Source organism: Flavobacterium sp. MMLR14_040 (genome assembly GCF_033657265.1).
Classification (GTDB): Bacteria; Bacteroidota; Bacteroidia; order Flavobacteriales; family Flavobacteriaceae; genus Flavobacterium.
Map to the genome: position 1 here is coordinate 235384 of NZ_JAWVWO010000005.1, position 16866 is coordinate 252249.

The 16866-nt window shown below is 32.8% G+C and carries 19 protein-coding genes; 7 read left to right on the forward strand and 12 right to left on the reverse strand.

The window, feature by feature from the left end; translation table 11 throughout:
* Positions 1–239: 239 nt before the first annotated feature.
* Positions 240–995, forward strand: coding sequence for an NrtR DNA-binding winged helix domain-containing protein (locus SD960_RS09505; RefSeq protein ID WP_318802460.1), 756 nt, complete (start codon positions 240–242; stop codon positions 993–995).
* 57 nt (positions 996–1052) lie between these two features.
* Here the strand turns inward: SD960_RS09505 and SD960_RS09510 are convergent, their stop codons facing one another.
* The 8 genes from SD960_RS09510 to ahcY form a co-directional block, all read right to left on the reverse strand.
* Positions 1053–1667 carry an alpha-ketoglutarate-dependent dioxygenase AlkB family protein gene (locus SD960_RS09510; RefSeq protein ID WP_318802462.1) on the reverse strand — a complete coding sequence of 205 codons (615 nt, stop codon included), beginning with the start codon at positions 1665–1667 and terminating at the stop codon, positions 1053–1055.
* On the reverse strand, positions 1654–1899 hold the full coding sequence (locus SD960_RS09515) for an Ada metal-binding domain-containing protein (RefSeq protein ID WP_318802463.1): 246 nt from the start codon (positions 1897–1899) through the stop codon (positions 1654–1656). Before SD960_RS09515 ends, SD960_RS09510 begins: the two co-directional genes overlap by 14 nt.
* A gap of 115 nt (positions 1900–2014) precedes the next feature.
* Positions 2015–2728 (reverse strand): 2OG-Fe(II) oxygenase, encoded by a 714-nt coding sequence (locus SD960_RS09520; protein WP_318802464.1) that lies wholly within the window; start codon positions 2726–2728, stop codon positions 2015–2017.
* 100 nt (positions 2729–2828) lie between these two features.
* Positions 2829–3671 (reverse strand): methylated-DNA--[protein]-cysteine S-methyltransferase, encoded by an 843-nt coding sequence (locus tag SD960_RS09525; protein ID WP_318802465.1) that lies wholly within the window; start codon positions 3669–3671, stop codon positions 2829–2831.
* 135 nt (positions 3672–3806) lie between these two features.
* Positions 3807–4892 carry a WG repeat-containing protein gene (locus SD960_RS09530; RefSeq protein WP_318802467.1) on the reverse strand — a complete coding sequence of 362 codons (1086 nt, stop codon included), beginning with the start codon at positions 4890–4892 and terminating at the stop codon, positions 3807–3809.
* Positions 4893–4901: 9 nt separating this feature from the next.
* Positions 4902–5186: a hypothetical protein gene (locus SD960_RS09535; protein ID WP_318802469.1), complete on the reverse strand. Its 285-nt coding sequence runs from the start codon at positions 5184–5186 to the stop codon at positions 4902–4904.
* A 119-nt stretch (positions 5187–5305) separates the two neighbouring features.
* A complete protein-coding gene (locus SD960_RS09540) occupies positions 5306–5782 on the reverse strand; it encodes a hypothetical protein (RefSeq protein WP_318802470.1) in 477 nt (158 codons plus the stop codon).
* 224 nt (positions 5783–6006) lie between these two features.
* Positions 6007–7323: an adenosylhomocysteinase gene (gene ahcY / locus SD960_RS09545; RefSeq protein WP_318802471.1), complete on the reverse strand. Its 1317-nt coding sequence runs from the start codon at positions 7321–7323 to the stop codon at positions 6007–6009.
* Positions 7324–7668: 345 nt separating this feature from the next.
* Here ahcY and SD960_RS09550 point away from each other — a divergent pair, with 345 nt between their 5' ends.
* Positions 7669–8319 (forward strand): 4'-phosphopantetheinyl transferase family protein, encoded by a 651-nt coding sequence (locus tag SD960_RS09550; protein ID WP_318802472.1) that lies wholly within the window; start codon positions 7669–7671, stop codon positions 8317–8319.
* 152 nt (positions 8320–8471) lie between these two features.
* On the opposite strand, the gene SD960_RS09555 is transcribed toward SD960_RS09550, so the two are convergent.
* The 3 genes from SD960_RS09555 to SD960_RS09565 all read right to left on the reverse strand — a co-directional run bounded on the left by SD960_RS09555 (position 8472) and on the right by SD960_RS09565 (position 9832).
* Positions 8472–8870 carry a group III truncated hemoglobin gene (locus SD960_RS09555; protein ID WP_318802473.1) on the reverse strand — a complete coding sequence of 133 codons (399 nt, stop codon included), beginning with the start codon at positions 8868–8870 and terminating at the stop codon, positions 8472–8474.
* The gene (locus SD960_RS09560) at positions 8867–9154 is read right to left on the reverse strand and encodes a hypothetical protein (protein WP_042566229.1); all 288 of its coding nucleotides are present in this window, start codon (positions 9152–9154) and stop codon (positions 8867–8869) included. The genes SD960_RS09555 and SD960_RS09560 overlap by 4 nt, the downstream gene beginning before the upstream one ends.
* A gap of 81 nt (positions 9155–9235) precedes the next feature.
* Positions 9236–9832, reverse strand: a complete 597-nt coding sequence (locus tag SD960_RS09565) for a Crp/Fnr family transcriptional regulator (RefSeq protein WP_318802474.1) — start codon at positions 9830–9832, stop codon at positions 9236–9238.
* Between the two features lie 95 nt (positions 9833–9927).
* Here SD960_RS09565 and SD960_RS09570 point away from each other — a divergent pair, with 95 nt between their 5' ends.
* From SD960_RS09570 to SD960_RS09590, 5 genes are all read left to right on the forward strand, one after another.
* A complete protein-coding gene (locus SD960_RS09570; RefSeq protein WP_318802475.1) occupies positions 9928–10656 on the forward strand; it encodes a geranylgeranylglyceryl/heptaprenylglyceryl phosphate synthase in 729 nt (242 codons plus the stop codon).
* A gap of 33 nt (positions 10657–10689) precedes the next feature.
* Positions 10690–11310, forward strand: coding sequence for a nicotinamide riboside transporter PnuC (gene pnuC / locus SD960_RS09575; protein WP_318802476.1), 621 nt, complete (start codon positions 10690–10692; stop codon positions 11308–11310).
* The gene (locus SD960_RS09580) at positions 11274–13388 is read left to right on the forward strand and encodes a DUF4301 family protein (RefSeq protein WP_318802478.1); all 2115 of its coding nucleotides are present in this window, start codon (positions 11274–11276) and stop codon (positions 13386–13388) included. The genes pnuC and SD960_RS09580 overlap by 37 nt, the downstream gene beginning before the upstream one ends.
* The gene (gene arfB, locus SD960_RS09585; protein ID WP_318802479.1) at positions 13388–13792 is read left to right on the forward strand and encodes an alternative ribosome rescue aminoacyl-tRNA hydrolase ArfB; all 405 of its coding nucleotides are present in this window, start codon (positions 13388–13390) and stop codon (positions 13790–13792) included. The genes SD960_RS09580 and arfB overlap by 1 nt, the downstream gene beginning before the upstream one ends.
* Positions 13793–14117: 325 nt before the next feature.
* Entirely contained in the window at positions 14118–16280 is a 2163-nt protein-coding gene (locus SD960_RS09590; protein ID WP_318802481.1) for a TonB-dependent receptor, read from the forward strand.
* 55 nt (positions 16281–16335) lie between these two features.
* On the opposite strand, the gene SD960_RS09595 is transcribed toward SD960_RS09590, so the two are convergent.
* Positions 16336–16752 carry a hypothetical protein gene (locus tag SD960_RS09595; protein ID WP_318802483.1) on the reverse strand — a complete coding sequence of 139 codons (417 nt, stop codon included), beginning with the start codon at positions 16750–16752 and terminating at the stop codon, positions 16336–16338.
* Positions 16753–16866 lie beyond the last annotated feature (114 nt).

Here is a 16866-nt window from a genome sequence, read left to right on the forward strand (position 1 = left end):
AAACGTATTACTATTCTTTCTTTTAAAGATTTTATAACAAATTGATTTTCAAATGTGTTATTATGACGCAATGTACTTATTTTTTTAATTCGTTTTTGATTTTAAGTAAAAATTATGACTTGTTAAAAGTTGCATTTTTATCAATTGTGCTTTACAATTCTAAAGAAATACTTCCGCTTTTATAAAAATGACTTAAATTGCGTGTTAATTGAGAAATTAAATTTTTAAGAAAAAGACGAATGTCAAACGGATTTATAGAAAATAGCGAAAATTATCAACCCGGACTTTCAATAGATTGTGTTATTTTCGGATTTCACGACAATCAGCTTAAAGTTTTATTGATTAAAACGCCTTATGAAGATAAATGGTCCTTGCCCGGCGGATTTATTCCTCTGGATCAGGATATTGATACTGCAGCTAGTACCGTTCTAAATGGCAGAACCGGGATAGAAGGTATTTTTTTAAGGCAATTTGCAACTTTCGGAAAAGTAAAACGAAACGATCAGCATTTTAACAATGCCGTTTTAGAACATTTCAAAATTCCCAAAGAAGCCGGAAAATGGTTTACACAGCGCTTTGTAACAATTGGATATTATGCTTTGGTCGACTTTCTAAAAGCGATTCCACAAAAAGATAACAGTCAGGAAATCATAGAATGGATTGACCATAAAGAAGTTCCTGAACTTATTTTAGATCACAAGGAAATTCTCGATAAAGCTTTAGATACGCTAAGAATAGAATTGAATTTAATGCCAATTGGATATAATTTATTGCCTGAAAAATTTACGATTCCGGAACTTCAGAAATTATATGAAACCATTTTAGACAAACAACTTGACAGAAGAAACTTCCTCCGAAAAATAACCAATATCGGAATCCTGAATAAACTCGATGAAAAGAAAAGTAACGTTGCTCATAAAGCGCCAAACCTATATACTTTTGATAAAAATAAATACGAAGAAGTTCTAAAAAACGGCTTGAATCAGGGTTGGTAAAACAAATAGCTTATTATTACAGAAACCTGACAGGTTTTTAAAACCTATCTGGTTACTTTATGGTTGTCTCACAATCGTTCTAAAAGTCAAATTCACCCTTGGTTTTGAAGTTGTTTTGGTTGGCGGTAAACGGTGCAGCCAATATGTTTGCGTTTCATCTTTCATTACCAACAAACTTCCGTGCTCCAGAATTAAAGAAACCGTTTCTTTGGTTTCTTTATACTTAAAAGCAAACTTACGCTCAGCACCAAAACTTACCGAACCAATTGCGCCGTTCTTTTTTAAATCTTTTTCTGCGTCGCTGTGCCACGCCATTCCTTCATCTCCGGAATGGTATAAATTAAGCAGGCAGGAGTTGAATGTTTCGCCTGTTTTTTCTTCAATAACCTTTTTTAATTCTAACAATTCCTTCGTCCAGCGCAATGCTTTTTTGGTCGTATTCGAATAAGTATATTCAAACTCCGAATCTCCGTACCAGGCAACTTTTCGTTTGGTCAAAATTAATTTTCCGAAGATTACAGCTTCATCATTTTTCCATTCAATAGTATTTAAAAGAATATCCAAATAATGATTTGACTCTTCGCGGGAAAACAATTTTCCATAGTAATTTACAGTTCCATTTTTCGGAAGTAAGTTGGTAGTTTCGTCTGTTTCGGGATTAAATAAGTCCATTTTTCCAGTTTTGATATTCGGTTTTCATACAATGTCCGCAAGGTCTGAAGCCATTTTGCCTGGCTTCCTTTTCAGATAAAAAGAAAACCCGATTTTCACGTTTCATTCTTTTTCCTGATGAACATTTTAGCGTTCCGTAGATTTTTAGTTTTTGGTTTCCACCGAAACAAATTTCCGCATTTTTAATTTTATTTCGAAGATCTGAATCCGGAATTTCATTATGATAGATCATTTGTTTTTAGGTTCAAAGGTTCAAAGAAGCAGAGGTTCAAAGGTAAGGAGGCCTATGCAAACAAGGTTGTAAAACCTTTGTAGCTTTGTCCCTCTGAGCCTTTGTCTCTTTTTTTTTAAGACAACGCATCATGAAATATAATTCCCAATGTATGTCTTTCGCCAGAATGAATTTCACTCACGCCATGTTTCATATTCACGCGATAATATCCTTTTGTACCTTTTACAGGTCTGAAATTGGTGGTAAAAACCAAAATATCACCTTTTTTGGGTTTCAAAACAATCGCTTTGGATTGCGCTCTGGGCGTTTGTTGCGTTAATACAAATTCCCCGCCTGTAAAATCTTCATCCGGCTCGTTGAGAAAAAGCACTATTTGAATAGGAAAATAAACATCTCCGTATAAATCCTGATGCAAAGTATTAAAACCGCTTTTACCATATTTTAGAATTAAAACAGTTGCTTTTAATTGATTGTTGGCGTGACATTGTTCGAGTAATTTTTCGTGCGTTTCAGGAAAAACTGTGTTGATGTTTAATGCTTTCATCCAGGCATTTGCAATTGGTGCTAATTTTGGATAAATAGAAGATCGAATATTCTGAATCAAATCAGGTAAAGGATAATTGAAATATTTATATTCTCCCAATCCAAAACGATAACGTTCCATTACAACTGTTTTTCGGTATAAATTTGGATTATCATAATCGAATTTTAAATCTTCGCATTGTTCGTTATTTAGCACATTTGGAATAATGGCAAATCCATTTTCGTGCATAGATTCGGTGATGCTTTCCCAATTAAGAGAAGCAATTTTTGATTGTATATTTTGCATAAATAATTTTTGATTGATTTTTTTTTCGCCACGAATTCACGAATTAAACTAATTCTGTTCGCTATCGCTCGGGTCGTGGCGGAAAAATAATATGATTGATTTATGGATTTATCTGCGCACCTTCCCAACCAATAATGGCAGTTTTTCGGGTATTTCCCCACATATAACCGCCAAAAATTCCGGACGATTGAATAACGCGATGACACGGAATAAGGAAAGCAACCGGATTGCTTCCAATGGCAGTTCCAACGGCCCGGGATGCATTTGGTTTTTCGATTTTCTGTGCAATAGAACCATAAGTCGAAAGTTGCCCCATTGGAATTTTAAGCAAGGTTTCCCAAACTTTCAATTGAAAATCGGTTCCCTTTAAATGCAGTTTGATTTCGGATAATTTGCTCCAGTCATTCTGGAAAATGAATAAAGCATTTTGCTGTGCCAAATCTAGTTTTCTGGAGAATGCTGCGTTTGGAAATTTATGTTTTAAATCTTCAAGTCCTCTTTCTTCATCTTCGGCGAAAGCCATAAAACAAACACCTTTTTGTGTTGAAGCGACAATAATATTCCCAAAGGGACTTTCGGCAAAACTGAAATTAATTTCCAGGTTTTTACCGCCATTTTTATATTCAGCAGGCGTCATTCCTTCAATGTTTACAAACAAATCGTGAAGACGGCTTGTGCCCGAAAGGCCTGTTTCATACGCTGTTTCAGAAATTGTTGCCAGATTTTCTTTAAGAAGTTTTTTAGCGTGTTCTAAACTTGTGTACTGTAAAAATTTCTTAGGGCTCGTACCTGCCCACTCGCTAAAAAGCCTCTGAAAATGGAACGGACTCAAATGCACTTTTTCTGCAACTTCATCAAGATTGGGCTGATCCTTGAAATTTGCTTTGATATAATCAATGGCTTCGGCGATACGATTATAATTGATGTTTTCTTGTGTGTTCATTTCTTCAATTTTATAATACAAATATCAGGTGGATTTTGCGGTTATAAAATCCGAAACTTGCGGAGTTCACTTTTGTTTCAAGTTTCAGGTTTCAAGTTGCTGTAGAAATTGAAACCTGAATAATCAATTGTGATTTCATTTAAGGTCCTCTTTTCTGGATGACGCGCTTATTAGTTTATATCCATTTTTGGTTCTTAAAAATTCAAAATGATCTTGTCCTGATTCATTTTTATTCTGAGGAGAAATAACAATGTTTTTTACAGGATTAATCCAGTCTTTCGCCTGACGGCAATTATCAAAATATTGATCATATTCATCTGCTTCAAAGATAAATTTATTCAAGCTTTCAGAAAATATATGATAATCACAATTTGCCGATTTTAATTCTAATAATTTCGCTTTTATGAGTTTGTAATTTAGTTTCATAAACGCTTCTTTTGGTTTAGTAATCCAGCCATCATCGTCTTTCTTTTTCCAATACGTGATGTTATCGTAAGAGTGTTTTAATAAATTTTCTTTTGATAAATCGGTAAGGATATTGTTTTTTAACCATGATTTAAATTCTTTATCAAAATTGATGAACGAGTAATATTGTCCGTCAATACCAAGGAAATTATCTCTGATAGGATCTGGATTTTTTTCTTTTGATTTTTCTAAAGAATAAAAATTCAACTCATCATTGAAGCTGAAATTTTCAATTAGAATTTTATTGTTAATGTCAATTAGAAATTCTTTTCCTCCAGTCCAAAAAAAATGTTCTCCATCTTTTTCCTTCACTGCATCTTTTAGAGCTATAATCATTCCGTTTCTAACGTTTGTTAAATGACTGTATTCAGCCGGAATTACAATTTTTCCATCACCATTAAAGCAACCCATTTTGTCTGTTTTATGATCATTAAAGCGTATAAAGCCTTCATTCTCACAATCGGCACCGTTATCAAAAATATATAAACTGTCGCGTCCGACTATTTTTCCGGTTTTAGTTAAATAGTAGCTTTTCCAGCTTTCATTTTCTTCTTCGCTAACAGCAATTATATTTTCAAATTTATGAGCAATAGTAAGGCCCATAAATCTCGGTTCTATTTTGATGTTTCCGCTTTTATCTTTAAATCCCAAATGGGTTGTGTCTTTATCCCAGAATGAAATCCAGGTATCTTTATTTTGTGCTGATAAAGTAAAATTCAAACAAAGGAATATATAGAGAATAATAATTTTTTTCATGAGATTTATTTATCGGATATGAATTTCTAATTCATTGTTTTTTGCCTCTTCAAAACAATCAGAACATAATGTTTTAAAATAGGCGATGGTTTCAAAGGCGTCATTCCATTCTTCGCCATTGTCCAGCAACCATTGTTCGCAAGCGCCACACCAGGCAATTTGCGGAAGGTCTTCTTCAGCTTCTGAATAGAAAAAACCAACTTTTTCTTTGTTGTCTATAGCCATTGCAATATGAATACAGGAAAAAGACATTTCTTTTGATCCATGTTGCTCGCATAAAACTTTTTCAATCATATTTTTGTATTCAATGAGATTTAAACTCTGTTTTATAGCTAATATATAAATATAATCTGATTACTTCCTTACTGTAAAAGAAAAAACCCTCACGTTTTGTAAGGGTTGAAGTACTGTTTTTAATATCCTTGTCTCGTATATTTAGCTTCTTCTATTGCTTTTTCCAGCTCCTGTACTTTTTTTGTGCTTAGTTCGACTTCAGCTTTTGCCTTATCCAATTCATCTTTCAATTGAGCTATTTGCCTCTTACATTTTTCAATTTCTTTTTGTTGATCGGGATTATTGATATTTTCGGGTGCAGTTTCAAGGCTTTTTAATTGTGCTTGTTCTTTTTTTAAATCATCTTCCTTATTCCATGCTTTTCTTGCCAGTTTAATTAGTTTTTGCTCTTCTCTTTCTAATTTAGATTGTGCCTTTTCTACGCGACTTAGAGTAGAAATAGGTTTCATGGTTGGCAACTGTACTAACTGCGGTGGCTTTTCGTCCTCCATTGGCAAGGGATTCGTCCTAGGTTGCATTTTTGAGGCATTAAAATTTTGAGCATTCGAAAATAGAGGAGTAATGATTAATATCATTACAATTAAAAATATTCTCATTATTAGGTTTCAGATTTGGTTTTGTTTTTCAAAAATAAACTTATAATTTAAAAAAGCCGAGAAACATGAAATTAATTTTAAAGTTCCTGATTTACTTATGATGGCACGTCCAGATTATTTTAGATTTTATATTAAAACAGAAAACCCGACAGATTTCTAAAATATCTATCGGGTTTTGAATATGTATTAAAAATCTAAGATCTACAATCTTAAATCTAAAATTATTAATATCTGTAGTATTCTGGTTTGAATGGACCTTCAACCGGAACGCCAATATAAGCAGCCTGGTCGTCACGTAAAGTTTCCAATTCAACTCCTAATTTAGCTAAGTGCAAAGCAGCCACTTTTTCATCTAAATGTTTTGGTAACATATAAACGTCATTGTTGTAAGCACCGCTGTTTTTCCATAATTCGATTTGAGCCAAAGTTTGGTTTGTAAATGAGTTACTCATTACAAAACTTGGGTGACCTGTAGCACAACCAAGGTTTACTAAACGACCTTCAGCAAGAATAATGATATCTTTTCCGTTGATTGTATATTTGTCAACCTGAGGTTTGATTTCGATTTTAGATGCACCGTGGTTTTTGTTCAACCAAGCCATATCAATTTCGTTATCAAAGTGTCCGATGTTACAAACAACAGTTTTGTCTTTCATTTGCTCGAAGTGCTCTCCAAGAACAATATCTTTATTTCCAGTAGTTGTAATGATGATATCAGCATTAGCAATTACAGTGTTTAATTTTTTAACTTCATAACCATCCATTGCAGCTTGTAAAGCACAAATTGGGTCAATTTCAGTAACAGTTACAATAGAACCAGCACCTCTGAAAGAAGCAGCAGTTCCTTTTCCAACATCACCATATCCGCAAACGATAACTCTTTTTCCAGCTAACATTAAGTCAGTTGCACGACGTACAGCATCTACAGCAGATTCTTTACAACCGTATTTGTTATCAAATTTAGATTTAGTAACAGAGTCGTTAATGTTGATTGCAGGCATTGGTAAAGTTCCGGCTTTTACTCTTTCGTAAAGTCTGTGAACCCCAGTTGTTGTTTCTTCAGATAAACCTTTGATTCCAGGAACCAATTCCGGAAAACGATCAATAACCATGTTAGTTAAATCTCCACCATCATCAAGAATCATGTTCAATGGTTTTCTGTCTTCGCCAAAGAATAAAGTTTGCTCAATACACCAGTCAAATGATTGCTCATCAAGACCTTTCCAAGCGTAAACCTGAATTCCGGCAGCAGCAATAGCAGCAGCAGCCTGATCCTGAGTAGAGAAAATGTTACAAGAAGACCAAGTAACTTCTGCACCAAGAGCGATTAAAGTTTCGATTAAAACAGCAGTTTGAATCGTCATGTGCAAACATCCAGCGATACGAGCACCTTTAAGAGGCTGTTCGTCTTTATATTCAGCGCGAAGTGCCATTAAACCTGGCATTTCAGCTTCAGCTAGTTCAATTTCTTTTCTTCCCCAAGCCGCTAGAGAAATGTCTTTTACTTTGAAAGCCACAAAAGGCGTAGTTGTAGTACTCATTTATAGTATATTTGTATATTGTAATATTTTTGCAAATTTACGGAATAGCTTTTTAATTTTGACTATTTCTGTAAGATTTGTGAAATGTTTAATTTCTTAATCTTTAGAACATTAGTTTCGAAATTATTTTTCACCATATAAGTGATATAAGTTCATTTAAAAAAAGATTCAATATTGTTTTACCATATAAGCGATATAAGTTCATTTAAAAAAGAACGGATTTTTTTTATTGTATGAAGTCATATTCTTAAATTTACTAAACACATTTTTTTTAGCCATAAAATTATATTTACTTATATAACTTATATGGTTTAAAAAATAAACCACATAACAAGTAAGATACTAATGCCTCTATTTCAAACCATACAATGCAACGAGAATACCAAACTTTTAATTTGGGAAATAACAGAATCTTTTGAGGAGTTATTGAGCAAAGTAGTTTTAAAAGAAAAAACGCAGAAAAGATTAAACGGGATGAAATCTCAACTTCATCAGCGTGCTTTTTTGAGTGTTCGCATGCTGATTCAGGAAATGGGGTTTACAGATCACGATTTGCATTATGACGAATTCGGGAAACCTTATTTTGATTGTCATAACTATATTTCGATTACACATTCGTATCATTTTGCAGCCATCATTATCAGCCATGAAACGGTTGGAATAGATATGGAATTACAGCGCCAGAAAATCCTTCGAATTGCCGATAAATTTGTTGATACCGAATTCAATTATTTAAATCAGGATGATTTAGAAGAATATATAAAAAAGCTCACCGTAATTTGGGGAGCGAAAGAAGCGATTTTTAAAATCAGAAATGAAAAAGGAATCAGTTTTAAAGATCATATTCAGGTTGAAGATTTTTCGTTAACCGAAAGTCGAACAGATGCAAGTCTTCATTTTGATAACCTTGTAAAAGATTTTGATGTGCATTACAAAGAAATTAAATCAGAGAATTTTGATGATACTTTTACTTTGGTTTATGCTTTTGAGAAATAGTTGTGGATTAAATTCCAATTTAAAAATAGAATTTCGAACAATTTGTCATTTCGACCGAAGGGAGAAATCACACTCGCAACTCGACAAAGATTGGCGATTTTCTTTGCGGAATTTCTAGTGTGATTTCTTCCTTCGGTCGAAATGACAAAAAACTACACTTCGCTTTCTTTTTTTCGATGCTCAAACATACTCATATACAAAAAAGTACTCATTTTTCTGGCGCGACGTTTTAGTGTGTCGGCATTTTCTCCTTCAAAATGCTCATCGATAGTTTGAAACCAATGATTAAGCCAGATTCCAAATTCATTTGAAGTGATTTTTTCGCCAAAATGAGCATCAACTTCATTATGTACAGTATGCGGATTCCCTTTGTATTTTTTTACAGCAAATAAATTGGTTTCCCAAAAATCAGTCAGCTTTTCCAGATGTTTATCCCAATCTTTTATCATCGTATTAAAATAAAAGCCGATTTCTGCATCGGCTCTTATTTTAGCATAAAACTGATGTACTAGGAATTCGACATCGGTTCTATTTTCTATTTGTTTTTTCATAGTACAAAACTATTCAGAAATATAAAGAAAACACTCAATAGAGCACTTAAAATAATAAGGTTAAAAACTACTTTATGTTTCATTTGCGCTAAAATTGAAGTGTTGGCAAAAACAGAAGCTAAAACAATAATTGCCAGTTGTATCATTTGTACAATAGAGGTTCCATGTGAAAGAATGTACATTGCAGCTGCACCACCTAAACAGCTTTGACCAATTACAGCCATTGCTGCAGAACCCATGTAATTTTTATTGAAATTTTCGAATGTTGTTTGATATAGTGTCATGATATTGAGATTTTTATACTACAAAGGTACATGCACTATCCAGCTCTATTTTATGACTTTAATCATAAAACAAGAATTTTTTTATCTGTATACTTTTCTGTTTATAATCTTCAAAACGCCTTTTTTTTCTAATGCTTTAATGGTTCTGATAACGGTTTCAACCCGTAAACCGGTTAAATCGCCAATTTGCTGTCTGGTAAAATTGATGAGGTATCCATTTTCATCCTTTTGGAAATTGAAATACTCAATTCCGTGATCCATTAATTTTAAAACCCGGTGTTCTGGTTCCTGTGTAGACATTTCTGCCGCCATAACCGATTTGTAATATAATCGCTGCGCCAGATTCTGAATTATTTTAATACTTACGAAAGGATTTTCCTCCAGTAATTTCATGAAATTATTTTTTGAAAGAAGAAGAATTTCCGAATCTTCAACAGCAATTGCGTTAGCCGGATAATTTTGATTTAAAAACAAAGGCGGTTCACCAAAAGATTGTCCTTTATAAAAGATTCCCTGAATAAATTCCCTTCCATCATCATTATAATTGCTCATTTTTACTTCGCCGGAAACGATTTGATAATAATAAGCAGGTAAATTTCCTTCTTCAAAAATGACAGCCATTTTATCAAAAACTTTTTTCAAAGCACCATATTTTTCTAATAACTCAGTAGCAATCATAATTTTGTTTTTTGGATTCTAAAAAACCTTCACACAAATATAATTCATTCAAAATTGTTCTTCTACATTAAAAAACTTTTACTTTTACGGCCATTATGCAACAAAAAATACCCAATATCTACGAGCAAATTATTCAGGCCAAAAGCAATGGGCAAAAATTGCTGGCCATTCTTTTAGATCCGGATAAGATTGCTTTAGAAAATATAGAAAATTTATTGCTGAAAATAAACCAATCACCAGCTACACATATTTTTGTGGGCGGTAGTGTTGTTCAGACTACAATTTTAGAAGAGTTAATTGCTCAATTAAAACAAAAGACAAATTTACCGGTGGTTATCTTTCCGGGAGATCCTTCGCAAATCTCTCCTCAGGCAGATGCCATTTTGTTTTTGTCGCTTTTATCGGGCAGAAATCCCGATTATTTAATAGAATATCAGGTTCAGGCCGCGCCAATTCTTAAAAAAATGAATCTTGAAGTAATTTCAACAGGATATATTTTAATCGAAAGCGGTAATGAAACAGCAGTAGCAAGAGTAAGTAAAACACAGCCGTTAAACAGGGAGAATCTTGATTTGGTTTTGGCAACTTCGCAAGCCGGAGAAATGTTAGGAAATAAATTAATTTACCTTGAAGCCGGAAGTGGTGCCAAACAAGCAGTTCCATTCAAAATGATACAGCTAATTTCTCAAAGCGTTAAAATTCCGATAATTGTTGGAGGAGGAATTGTAGATTTGCAAGGAATTCAGAATGCGTACAAGGCCGGTGCAGATTTAGTGGTTATAGGAACAGCTTTCGAAAATAACAGCCGTTTTTTTGAATCATAGAAAATTAAATAATAGCTAAACACAACAACCCAAATGATTGATTTTTTTTTAGAAAGTTATAAAAATGCTCCTTTATGGCATATTGCTTTAGAGTTTCTGGTTTTTGTGTTCGGAATTTTAAGTGTTTGGTTTGCAAAAAAAGAGAACATCTGGGTATATCCAACGGGTTTAATTGCGACTGTAATTTCTGTTTATCTTTTATATATTGCCGGTTATATTGGCGATATGATTATCAATGGTTACTTTTCTGTAATGAGCATTTATGGCTGGTACGTTTGGGCAAAAGGAGGAACGGTCGAAGATAATTTACCTATAACACGAACAAATCTTAATGAAAAAATAATTGGTGTTCTATTGTTTTTTGTGACCATTTTTGTAGTTTTCGGCATTTATAAATATTTTGATTATGAGATTCATAATGACAATTATGTCGATATGATTTCATCGGGAATATTTTTTGCGGGAATGTGGTACATGGCCAGAAAAAAAATCGAAAACTGGACACTTTGGATTATTGGTGACATTATTGTTGTGCCTCTTTATGCGTATCGTGGCTTAGGAATGTTGTCACTTCAATACTTAATTTTTACAATTTTAGCTATTTCAGCTTATTTAGAATGGAGAAAAATCTTAGACAGCAAAAAACAGCTATAATAAAAATTGCTTTGTTTGGTCCTGAAAGTACAGGTAAAACAACTTTGGCAAAACAACTTGCCGCATATTACGAAACGGAATGGGTTCCTGAGTTTGCACGCGATTATTTGCAAAAAAGATGGGAAGAAAACCAACATATATGCGATGCAGATGATATGCTGCCAATTGCTTACGGGCAGGTTGCACTAGAAAATGAAAAACTTTCTTCGGCAAATAAATACCTGTTTTGCGATACTAATTTAATGGTTACCAAAGTTTTTTCTGAAATATATTATGGTTTTTGCGATCCTCTTTTAAATGAAGAAGCATTAGAACATGAATACGATTTATTTTTCCTGACAGACATAGATGTTCCTTGGGAAAAAGATGATATTAGAGATAAAGCTGAAGGAAGAGAAACTGTTTTTTCAGTTTTTAAACAAACTTTGATTGATAATAAAAAGCCATTTATTACCCTTTCGGGGAATAAAGAAAGCCGCCTGGCAAAAGCTGCAATTATTATCGACAATTTGACTATTGCCAAACAACACGGATTTTCATCTTCTGATTTTGTTGAAATTTACAATCACGGGGTTTCTGTTGAAAGTGTTTTAAAGCAACTGCAAATTTTTAAAAACGGAATTTTAAAGAGTAATTTAATAAGTCCTGCAACAATTGGCAATGGAATTTTAAATTTAACTGAAAATGATTTTGAAGCAAAAGCCCGTTTTTTTGATCTTCAAAAATCAAAGTTAAAACTAAAGAAATTTGTTCCGGCTTCTGGTGCAGCAAGCCGAATGTTTAAATTTTTAACTGCCTTTTTGAATGATTTTGATCTTCAAAAAGAAACTATAAATGCTTACATCAACAGAAAAAAAGATAGTGATTTGTCTATTTTTATTGTAGCAATGGAAAAATTTCCTTTTTTTGAAGCTGTAGATAAAAAGCTTAGAGAGGTTTATCCCGATTTTGAAACTTTAGACAGAGATTACAAAAATTATTATTTCATAAAATTATTATTATCTCCTTATTATTTTGATTTTGCAAATAAGCCCAAAGCAGTTTTGCCGTTTCATCACTATCAAAACCATATTGCAACTCCAATAGAAGAACATTTGAATGAATGTGTGCATTATGCCACAGCCGATCAAATATCAAACCTGCACTTTACGGTATCAGAAATTCATCAGGCTCAATTTGAAAAAGCAGTTGATTTGATTCAGGATAATATAGAAAAAGAGGCCGAAACTAAAATTAATATTGGATATTCTTATCAAAATAAAAGTACAGACTCGATTACAGTCGATAGTAATAATGAATTAGTTAGAAGCAAAAATGGAGAACTGGTTTTTAGACCCGGAGGACATGGAGCACTAATCGAAAATTTGAACACACTTGACTCAGATATTATTTTTATTAAAAATATAGATAACGTAATTCAAAATCATATTGATAAAATTACGTTGTATAAAAAAGGTCTTGCAGGAATTTTAATTGAAATTCAGCAACAAGTTTTTGGTTATTTAAAAGCTATTGAAGAGCAGCATATAAAAGAAAGCAATATTGTTGAAATTGTTCAGTTTTTAAAAGACCAGTTGAATATTAATTTGACAAATGATTTTAATAAATTTACATTTGAAAATAAAATTATTAAAATTAAAGAGCTATTAGATAGACCAATAAGAGTTTGCGGAATGGTGAAAAATGAAGGAGAGCCGGGAGGTGGCCCTTTTTGGGTTATGGACGAAAAAGGAACAGTTTCACTTCAGATTGTAGAAACATCTCAGGTAGATTTAAAAAACAAAAAACAACTTCAAATTTTAGCGGAAGCGACCCATTTTAACCCGGTTGATCTAATTTGTGGTGTCAAAAATTATAAAAACGAAAAATTTGATCTAACTCAATTTGTAGATCATAAAACAGGATTTATTGTCGAAAAAAGTATCGAAGGAAATATAGTCAAAAGTTATGAGTTGCCGGGTTTATGGAACGGAGCAATGGCAAATTGGATAACTATTTTTGTTGCTGTTCCACTAATAACTTTTAGTCCTGTAAAAACAGTAAATGACTTATTAAAACCGGCACATCAGCCACAGTAATGGATTCAGAAAAAATCATATCAGAGTTAAGTTTTAAAGCCGTTCGGAGTAGTGGTGCTGGCGGACAAAATGTAAATAAAGTTTCTTCAAAAGTCGTGTTGAATTTTGATTTAAATGCTTCTCAGGCTTTATCTGAAGAAGAGAAATTACTTTTACAAACTAATATTGCGCCAAGATTAACCACTGAAAACATTCTGATTTTAAACTGTGACGAAGACCGAAGTCAGCTTAAAAATAAAGAAATTGTTGTAAAACGTTTTTTGGAAATGATTAAAAAAGGATTGTTTGTTCCAAAAGTTCGTAAAGCAACTAAGATTCCGAAATCTGTAATTAAGAAAAGAATTAAGGATAAGAAAAATATTTCTGAAATAAAACAATCAAGGAGAAAACCAGATTTGGAATAAATCCCAATTATAAAATTCCAAATTTCAAAAAGAAACGCAGTTATGTAGTTTTCAATTGGAATTTGGAATTTTCGTTTTTTGGAAATTTTATTCGTTTTTGGAATTTGGGATTTGATTTTTGGAATTTTTAACTTTACATTTGCACTGTCTCAAAGGGGTGCTCTAAATAACGAGCTGAGATCATACCCAAAGAACCTGAGCGAGTAATGTTGCTAAGGGAAAAAACGACAATTGTTAGTGTGCACACTATATTTTGTTGTAAGAAACACATTTATTAATTTAACAAAAAGAATAATTCCCCCTTTTATTCGTAATTTTTTTACGGATGAAAACATTTTTTGAAGGTACTGAGGTGCTAAGTTACAAAGGTTATAAGTTTTCTAAAATGAGAAGAACCCAATCAATTTTCTTTCTTCTTTCTTCTTTTTTCTTTACTCTATTCTCTATTGCTCAGGAAAAAGATTCTACCAAAGTAAATTCTCTCGATGAGGTTTTGGTTTCTGCCGTTCGTGTTACTGCAAAAACGCCGGTTACGTTTAGTAATTTGGATAAAAAAGATATTAAATACCGAAATTTAGGTCAGGATATTCCAATTTTAATGAATTATTTGCCATCGGTTGTTACGACTTCTGATGCAGGAAATGGTTTTGGATATACCGGAATCAGAGTCCGCGGAAGCGATGCCACAAGAGTAAATGTTACCATAAACGGAATTCCGTACAACGATGCTGAAAGTCAGGGAACATTTTGGGTAAACATGCCAGATTTTGCTTCTTCTGTAGAAAGTTTGCAATTGCAGCGAGGTGTAGGAACATCTACAAATGGTTCTTCAGCTTTTGGTGCAAGTTTAAATATGTTGACAGATAATTATGCTTCTAAGGCAAATGGCGAAATTTCCAGTTCTTACGGAAGTTTCAATTCCAGAAAAAATACGGTAAAATTTAGTACAGGTTTATTAAACGATCATTTTGAATTGGCAGGACGTTTGTCTACGCTTAAATCTGATGGTTATATCGACCGTGCAAGTTCTGATTTAAAATCGTATTTTTTGCAGGGAACTTACGTTGGTAAAACAACTTTAATCAAAGCATTAGTTTTTGGCGGAACAGAAAAAACATACCAATCCTGGAATGGAATAGATACTGAAACTTTAAATACAAATCGTACCTTCAATTCTGCAGGAATGTATACTGATGAAGCTGGAAACGTTCGTTTTTATGACAATGAAACCGATAATTACCAACAAGATCATTATCAATTGCATTGGAACGAATCTTTTTCGGATAAGTGGAGTACGAATTTAGCAGTTCATTACACAAAAGGAAAAGGTTATTACGAGAATTATAAAGAAGATGCCGACATGGCTGAATATGGTTTGCTGCCGCTTGACGCAATAGCTACAACCGATTTAGTGCGTCAAAAGTGGTTAGACAATGATTTTTATGGAACTACATTTTCTGTAAAATACAAAGACGAAAAATTTGACGTGATCTTTGGCGGAGGCTGGAATAAATATGAAGGCGATCATTATGGCAAAGTAATCTGGGCAAGATATGCTTCTCAATCAGAATTGGGAGATCATTATTATGATGATTTTTCGACAAAAACAGACGGAAATATTTTCGCGAAAGCAAATTATCAATTCACAGAAAAATTGAGTTTTTACGGAGATTTACAATATAGAAATGTACAATATAAAGCCAATAGTATTGAAACAGGCCTGGTAAATGATAACTTTAATTTCTTCAATCCAAAAGCGGGATTGAATTATCAAATCAATCAAAAAAACACACTTTACTTTTCATACGCCAGAGCTAATCGCGAACCAAACAGAACCGATTATGAAGGTGGAAATGTAAAACCTGAAAAATTAAATGATTTTGAATTAGGCTGGAGGTTTAATTCAGAGAAATTTCAACTGAATTCAAACTTCTATTATATGGCTTACAAAGACCAATTAATTTTAACCGGAACACTAGATGATGTTGGATCTCCAATTCGTTCAAATAGTGAAAAAAGTTATCGTTTAGGGTTTGAAGTTGATGCAACAATTAGGCTTTCAGAAAAATTTATGCTGCGTCCAAACTTTACTTTAAGCAGTAACAAAAATGTTGATTTGGCTGTAGAAGGACAAAATTACGGAACCACGTCTATTGCATATTCACCGGAAGTAATTGCAGGAAATATTATTGTTTACAGTCCGATTGAAAATTTACATATTTCATTATTACAAAAATATGTTGGCGAGCAATACATGAATAATATCGAATTGCCAGAAGCTAAACTGGCTGATTATTTTGTAAATGATCTAAATGTATCTTTTGAAATCAAACCAAAATCTATTTTTAAATCAATTATGATTACAGGTTTGGTAAATAATATTCTGGACAAAAAATATGTTTCAAACGGATATATGTATGATGTTTACCCATACTATTATCCTCAGGCGGGGATTAATTTCCTGGCAGGATTAACTTTAAAATTCTAAAAAAGGAGCAGAAAATAAAAAAGCCTGAAAATTTAAACTTTCAGGCTTTTTTTATTTAGTTATATACGTGAACAGAAGTTCCGGATAATTCGACCCGATACTGTTTCATCGGGTATTCCTGTCCGCCAAGTCCTGTAAATAAATTGTAAGATGTTTTGTCGCAAGAACAAACGGCATAAATACCGTCAATTGTCATAGCAACGCAAGAAGTTAAGGGTTCATTTGGACATGCAGCATCAAAAGCGGTATAAGTTCCTTCGCCTGTTTTCATTACAATAATACCTTTTGCTCCGTAATTTGGAACAAAAACCGGGCTGCTCACATATAAAAGGTTATTGTATGATGGCAAACTTGTATTAAGATAAGCATTTACAGCATAATTAGGGATATTAGGATTGCTGTTGCTTTTATTATTATCACTACAAGAGAAAAACACACAAGTTAATACGATAAAGAGCCAGATTTTTTTCATTATTTTAAAAAGTATTAGTGAAACAAAATTAAATTATTTAGTTTTGAATTCTATATGATTAACATATAATTATGTACTATTAAAAATAATAGTATATTTGTAATAAGAAATCCC

Coding starts and splice junctions, on each gene's coding strand:
- SD960_RS09505 (WP_318802460.1), top strand. CDS start 240: ATGTCAAACGGATTTATAGAAAATAGCGAAAATTATCAACCCGGACTT.
- SD960_RS09510 (WP_318802462.1), bottom strand. CDS start 1,667: ATGGACTTATTTAATCCCGAAACAGACGAAACTACCAACTTACTTCCG.
- SD960_RS09515 (WP_318802463.1), bottom strand. CDS start 1,899: ATGATCTATCATAATGAAATTCCGGATTCAGATCTTCGAAATAAAATT.
- SD960_RS09520 (WP_318802464.1), bottom strand. CDS start 2,728: ATGCAAAATATACAATCAAAAATTGCTTCTCTTAATTGGGAAAGCATC.
- SD960_RS09525 (WP_318802465.1), bottom strand. CDS start 3,671: ATGAACACACAAGAAAACATCAATTATAATCGTATCGCCGAAGCCATT.
- SD960_RS09530 (WP_318802467.1), bottom strand. CDS start 4,892: ATGAAAAAAATTATTATTCTCTATATATTCCTTTGTTTGAATTTTACT.
- SD960_RS09535 (WP_318802469.1), bottom strand. CDS start 5,186: ATGATTGAAAAAGTTTTATGCGAGCAACATGGATCAAAAGAAATGTCT.
- SD960_RS09540 (WP_318802470.1), bottom strand. CDS start 5,782: ATGAGAATATTTTTAATTGTAATGATATTAATCATTACTCCTCTATTT.
- ahcY (WP_318802471.1), bottom strand. CDS start 7,323: ATGAGTACTACAACTACGCCTTTTGTGGCTTTCAAAGTAAAAGACATT.
- SD960_RS09550 (WP_318802472.1), top strand. CDS start 7,669: ATGCCTCTATTTCAAACCATACAATGCAACGAGAATACCAAACTTTTA.
- SD960_RS09555 (WP_318802473.1), bottom strand. CDS start 8,870: ATGAAAAAACAAATAGAAAATAGAACCGATGTCGAATTCCTAGTACAT.
- SD960_RS09560 (WP_042566229.1), bottom strand. CDS start 9,154: ATGACACTATATCAAACAACATTCGAAAATTTCAATAAAAATTACATG.
- SD960_RS09565 (WP_318802474.1), bottom strand. CDS start 9,832: ATGATTGCTACTGAGTTATTAGAAAAATATGGTGCTTTGAAAAAAGTT.
- SD960_RS09570 (WP_318802475.1), top strand. CDS start 9,928: ATGCAACAAAAAATACCCAATATCTACGAGCAAATTATTCAGGCCAAA.
- pnuC (WP_318802476.1), top strand. CDS start 10,690: ATGATTGATTTTTTTTTAGAAAGTTATAAAAATGCTCCTTTATGGCAT.
- SD960_RS09580 (WP_318802478.1), top strand. CDS start 11,274: ATGGAGAAAAATCTTAGACAGCAAAAAACAGCTATAATAAAAATTGCT.
- arfB (WP_318802479.1), top strand. CDS start 13,388: ATGGATTCAGAAAAAATCATATCAGAGTTAAGTTTTAAAGCCGTTCGG.
- SD960_RS09590 (WP_318802481.1), top strand. CDS start 14,118: ATGAAAACATTTTTTGAAGGTACTGAGGTGCTAAGTTACAAAGGTTAT.
- SD960_RS09595 (WP_318802483.1), bottom strand. CDS start 16,752: ATGAAAAAAATCTGGCTCTTTATCGTATTAACTTGTGTGTTTTTCTCT.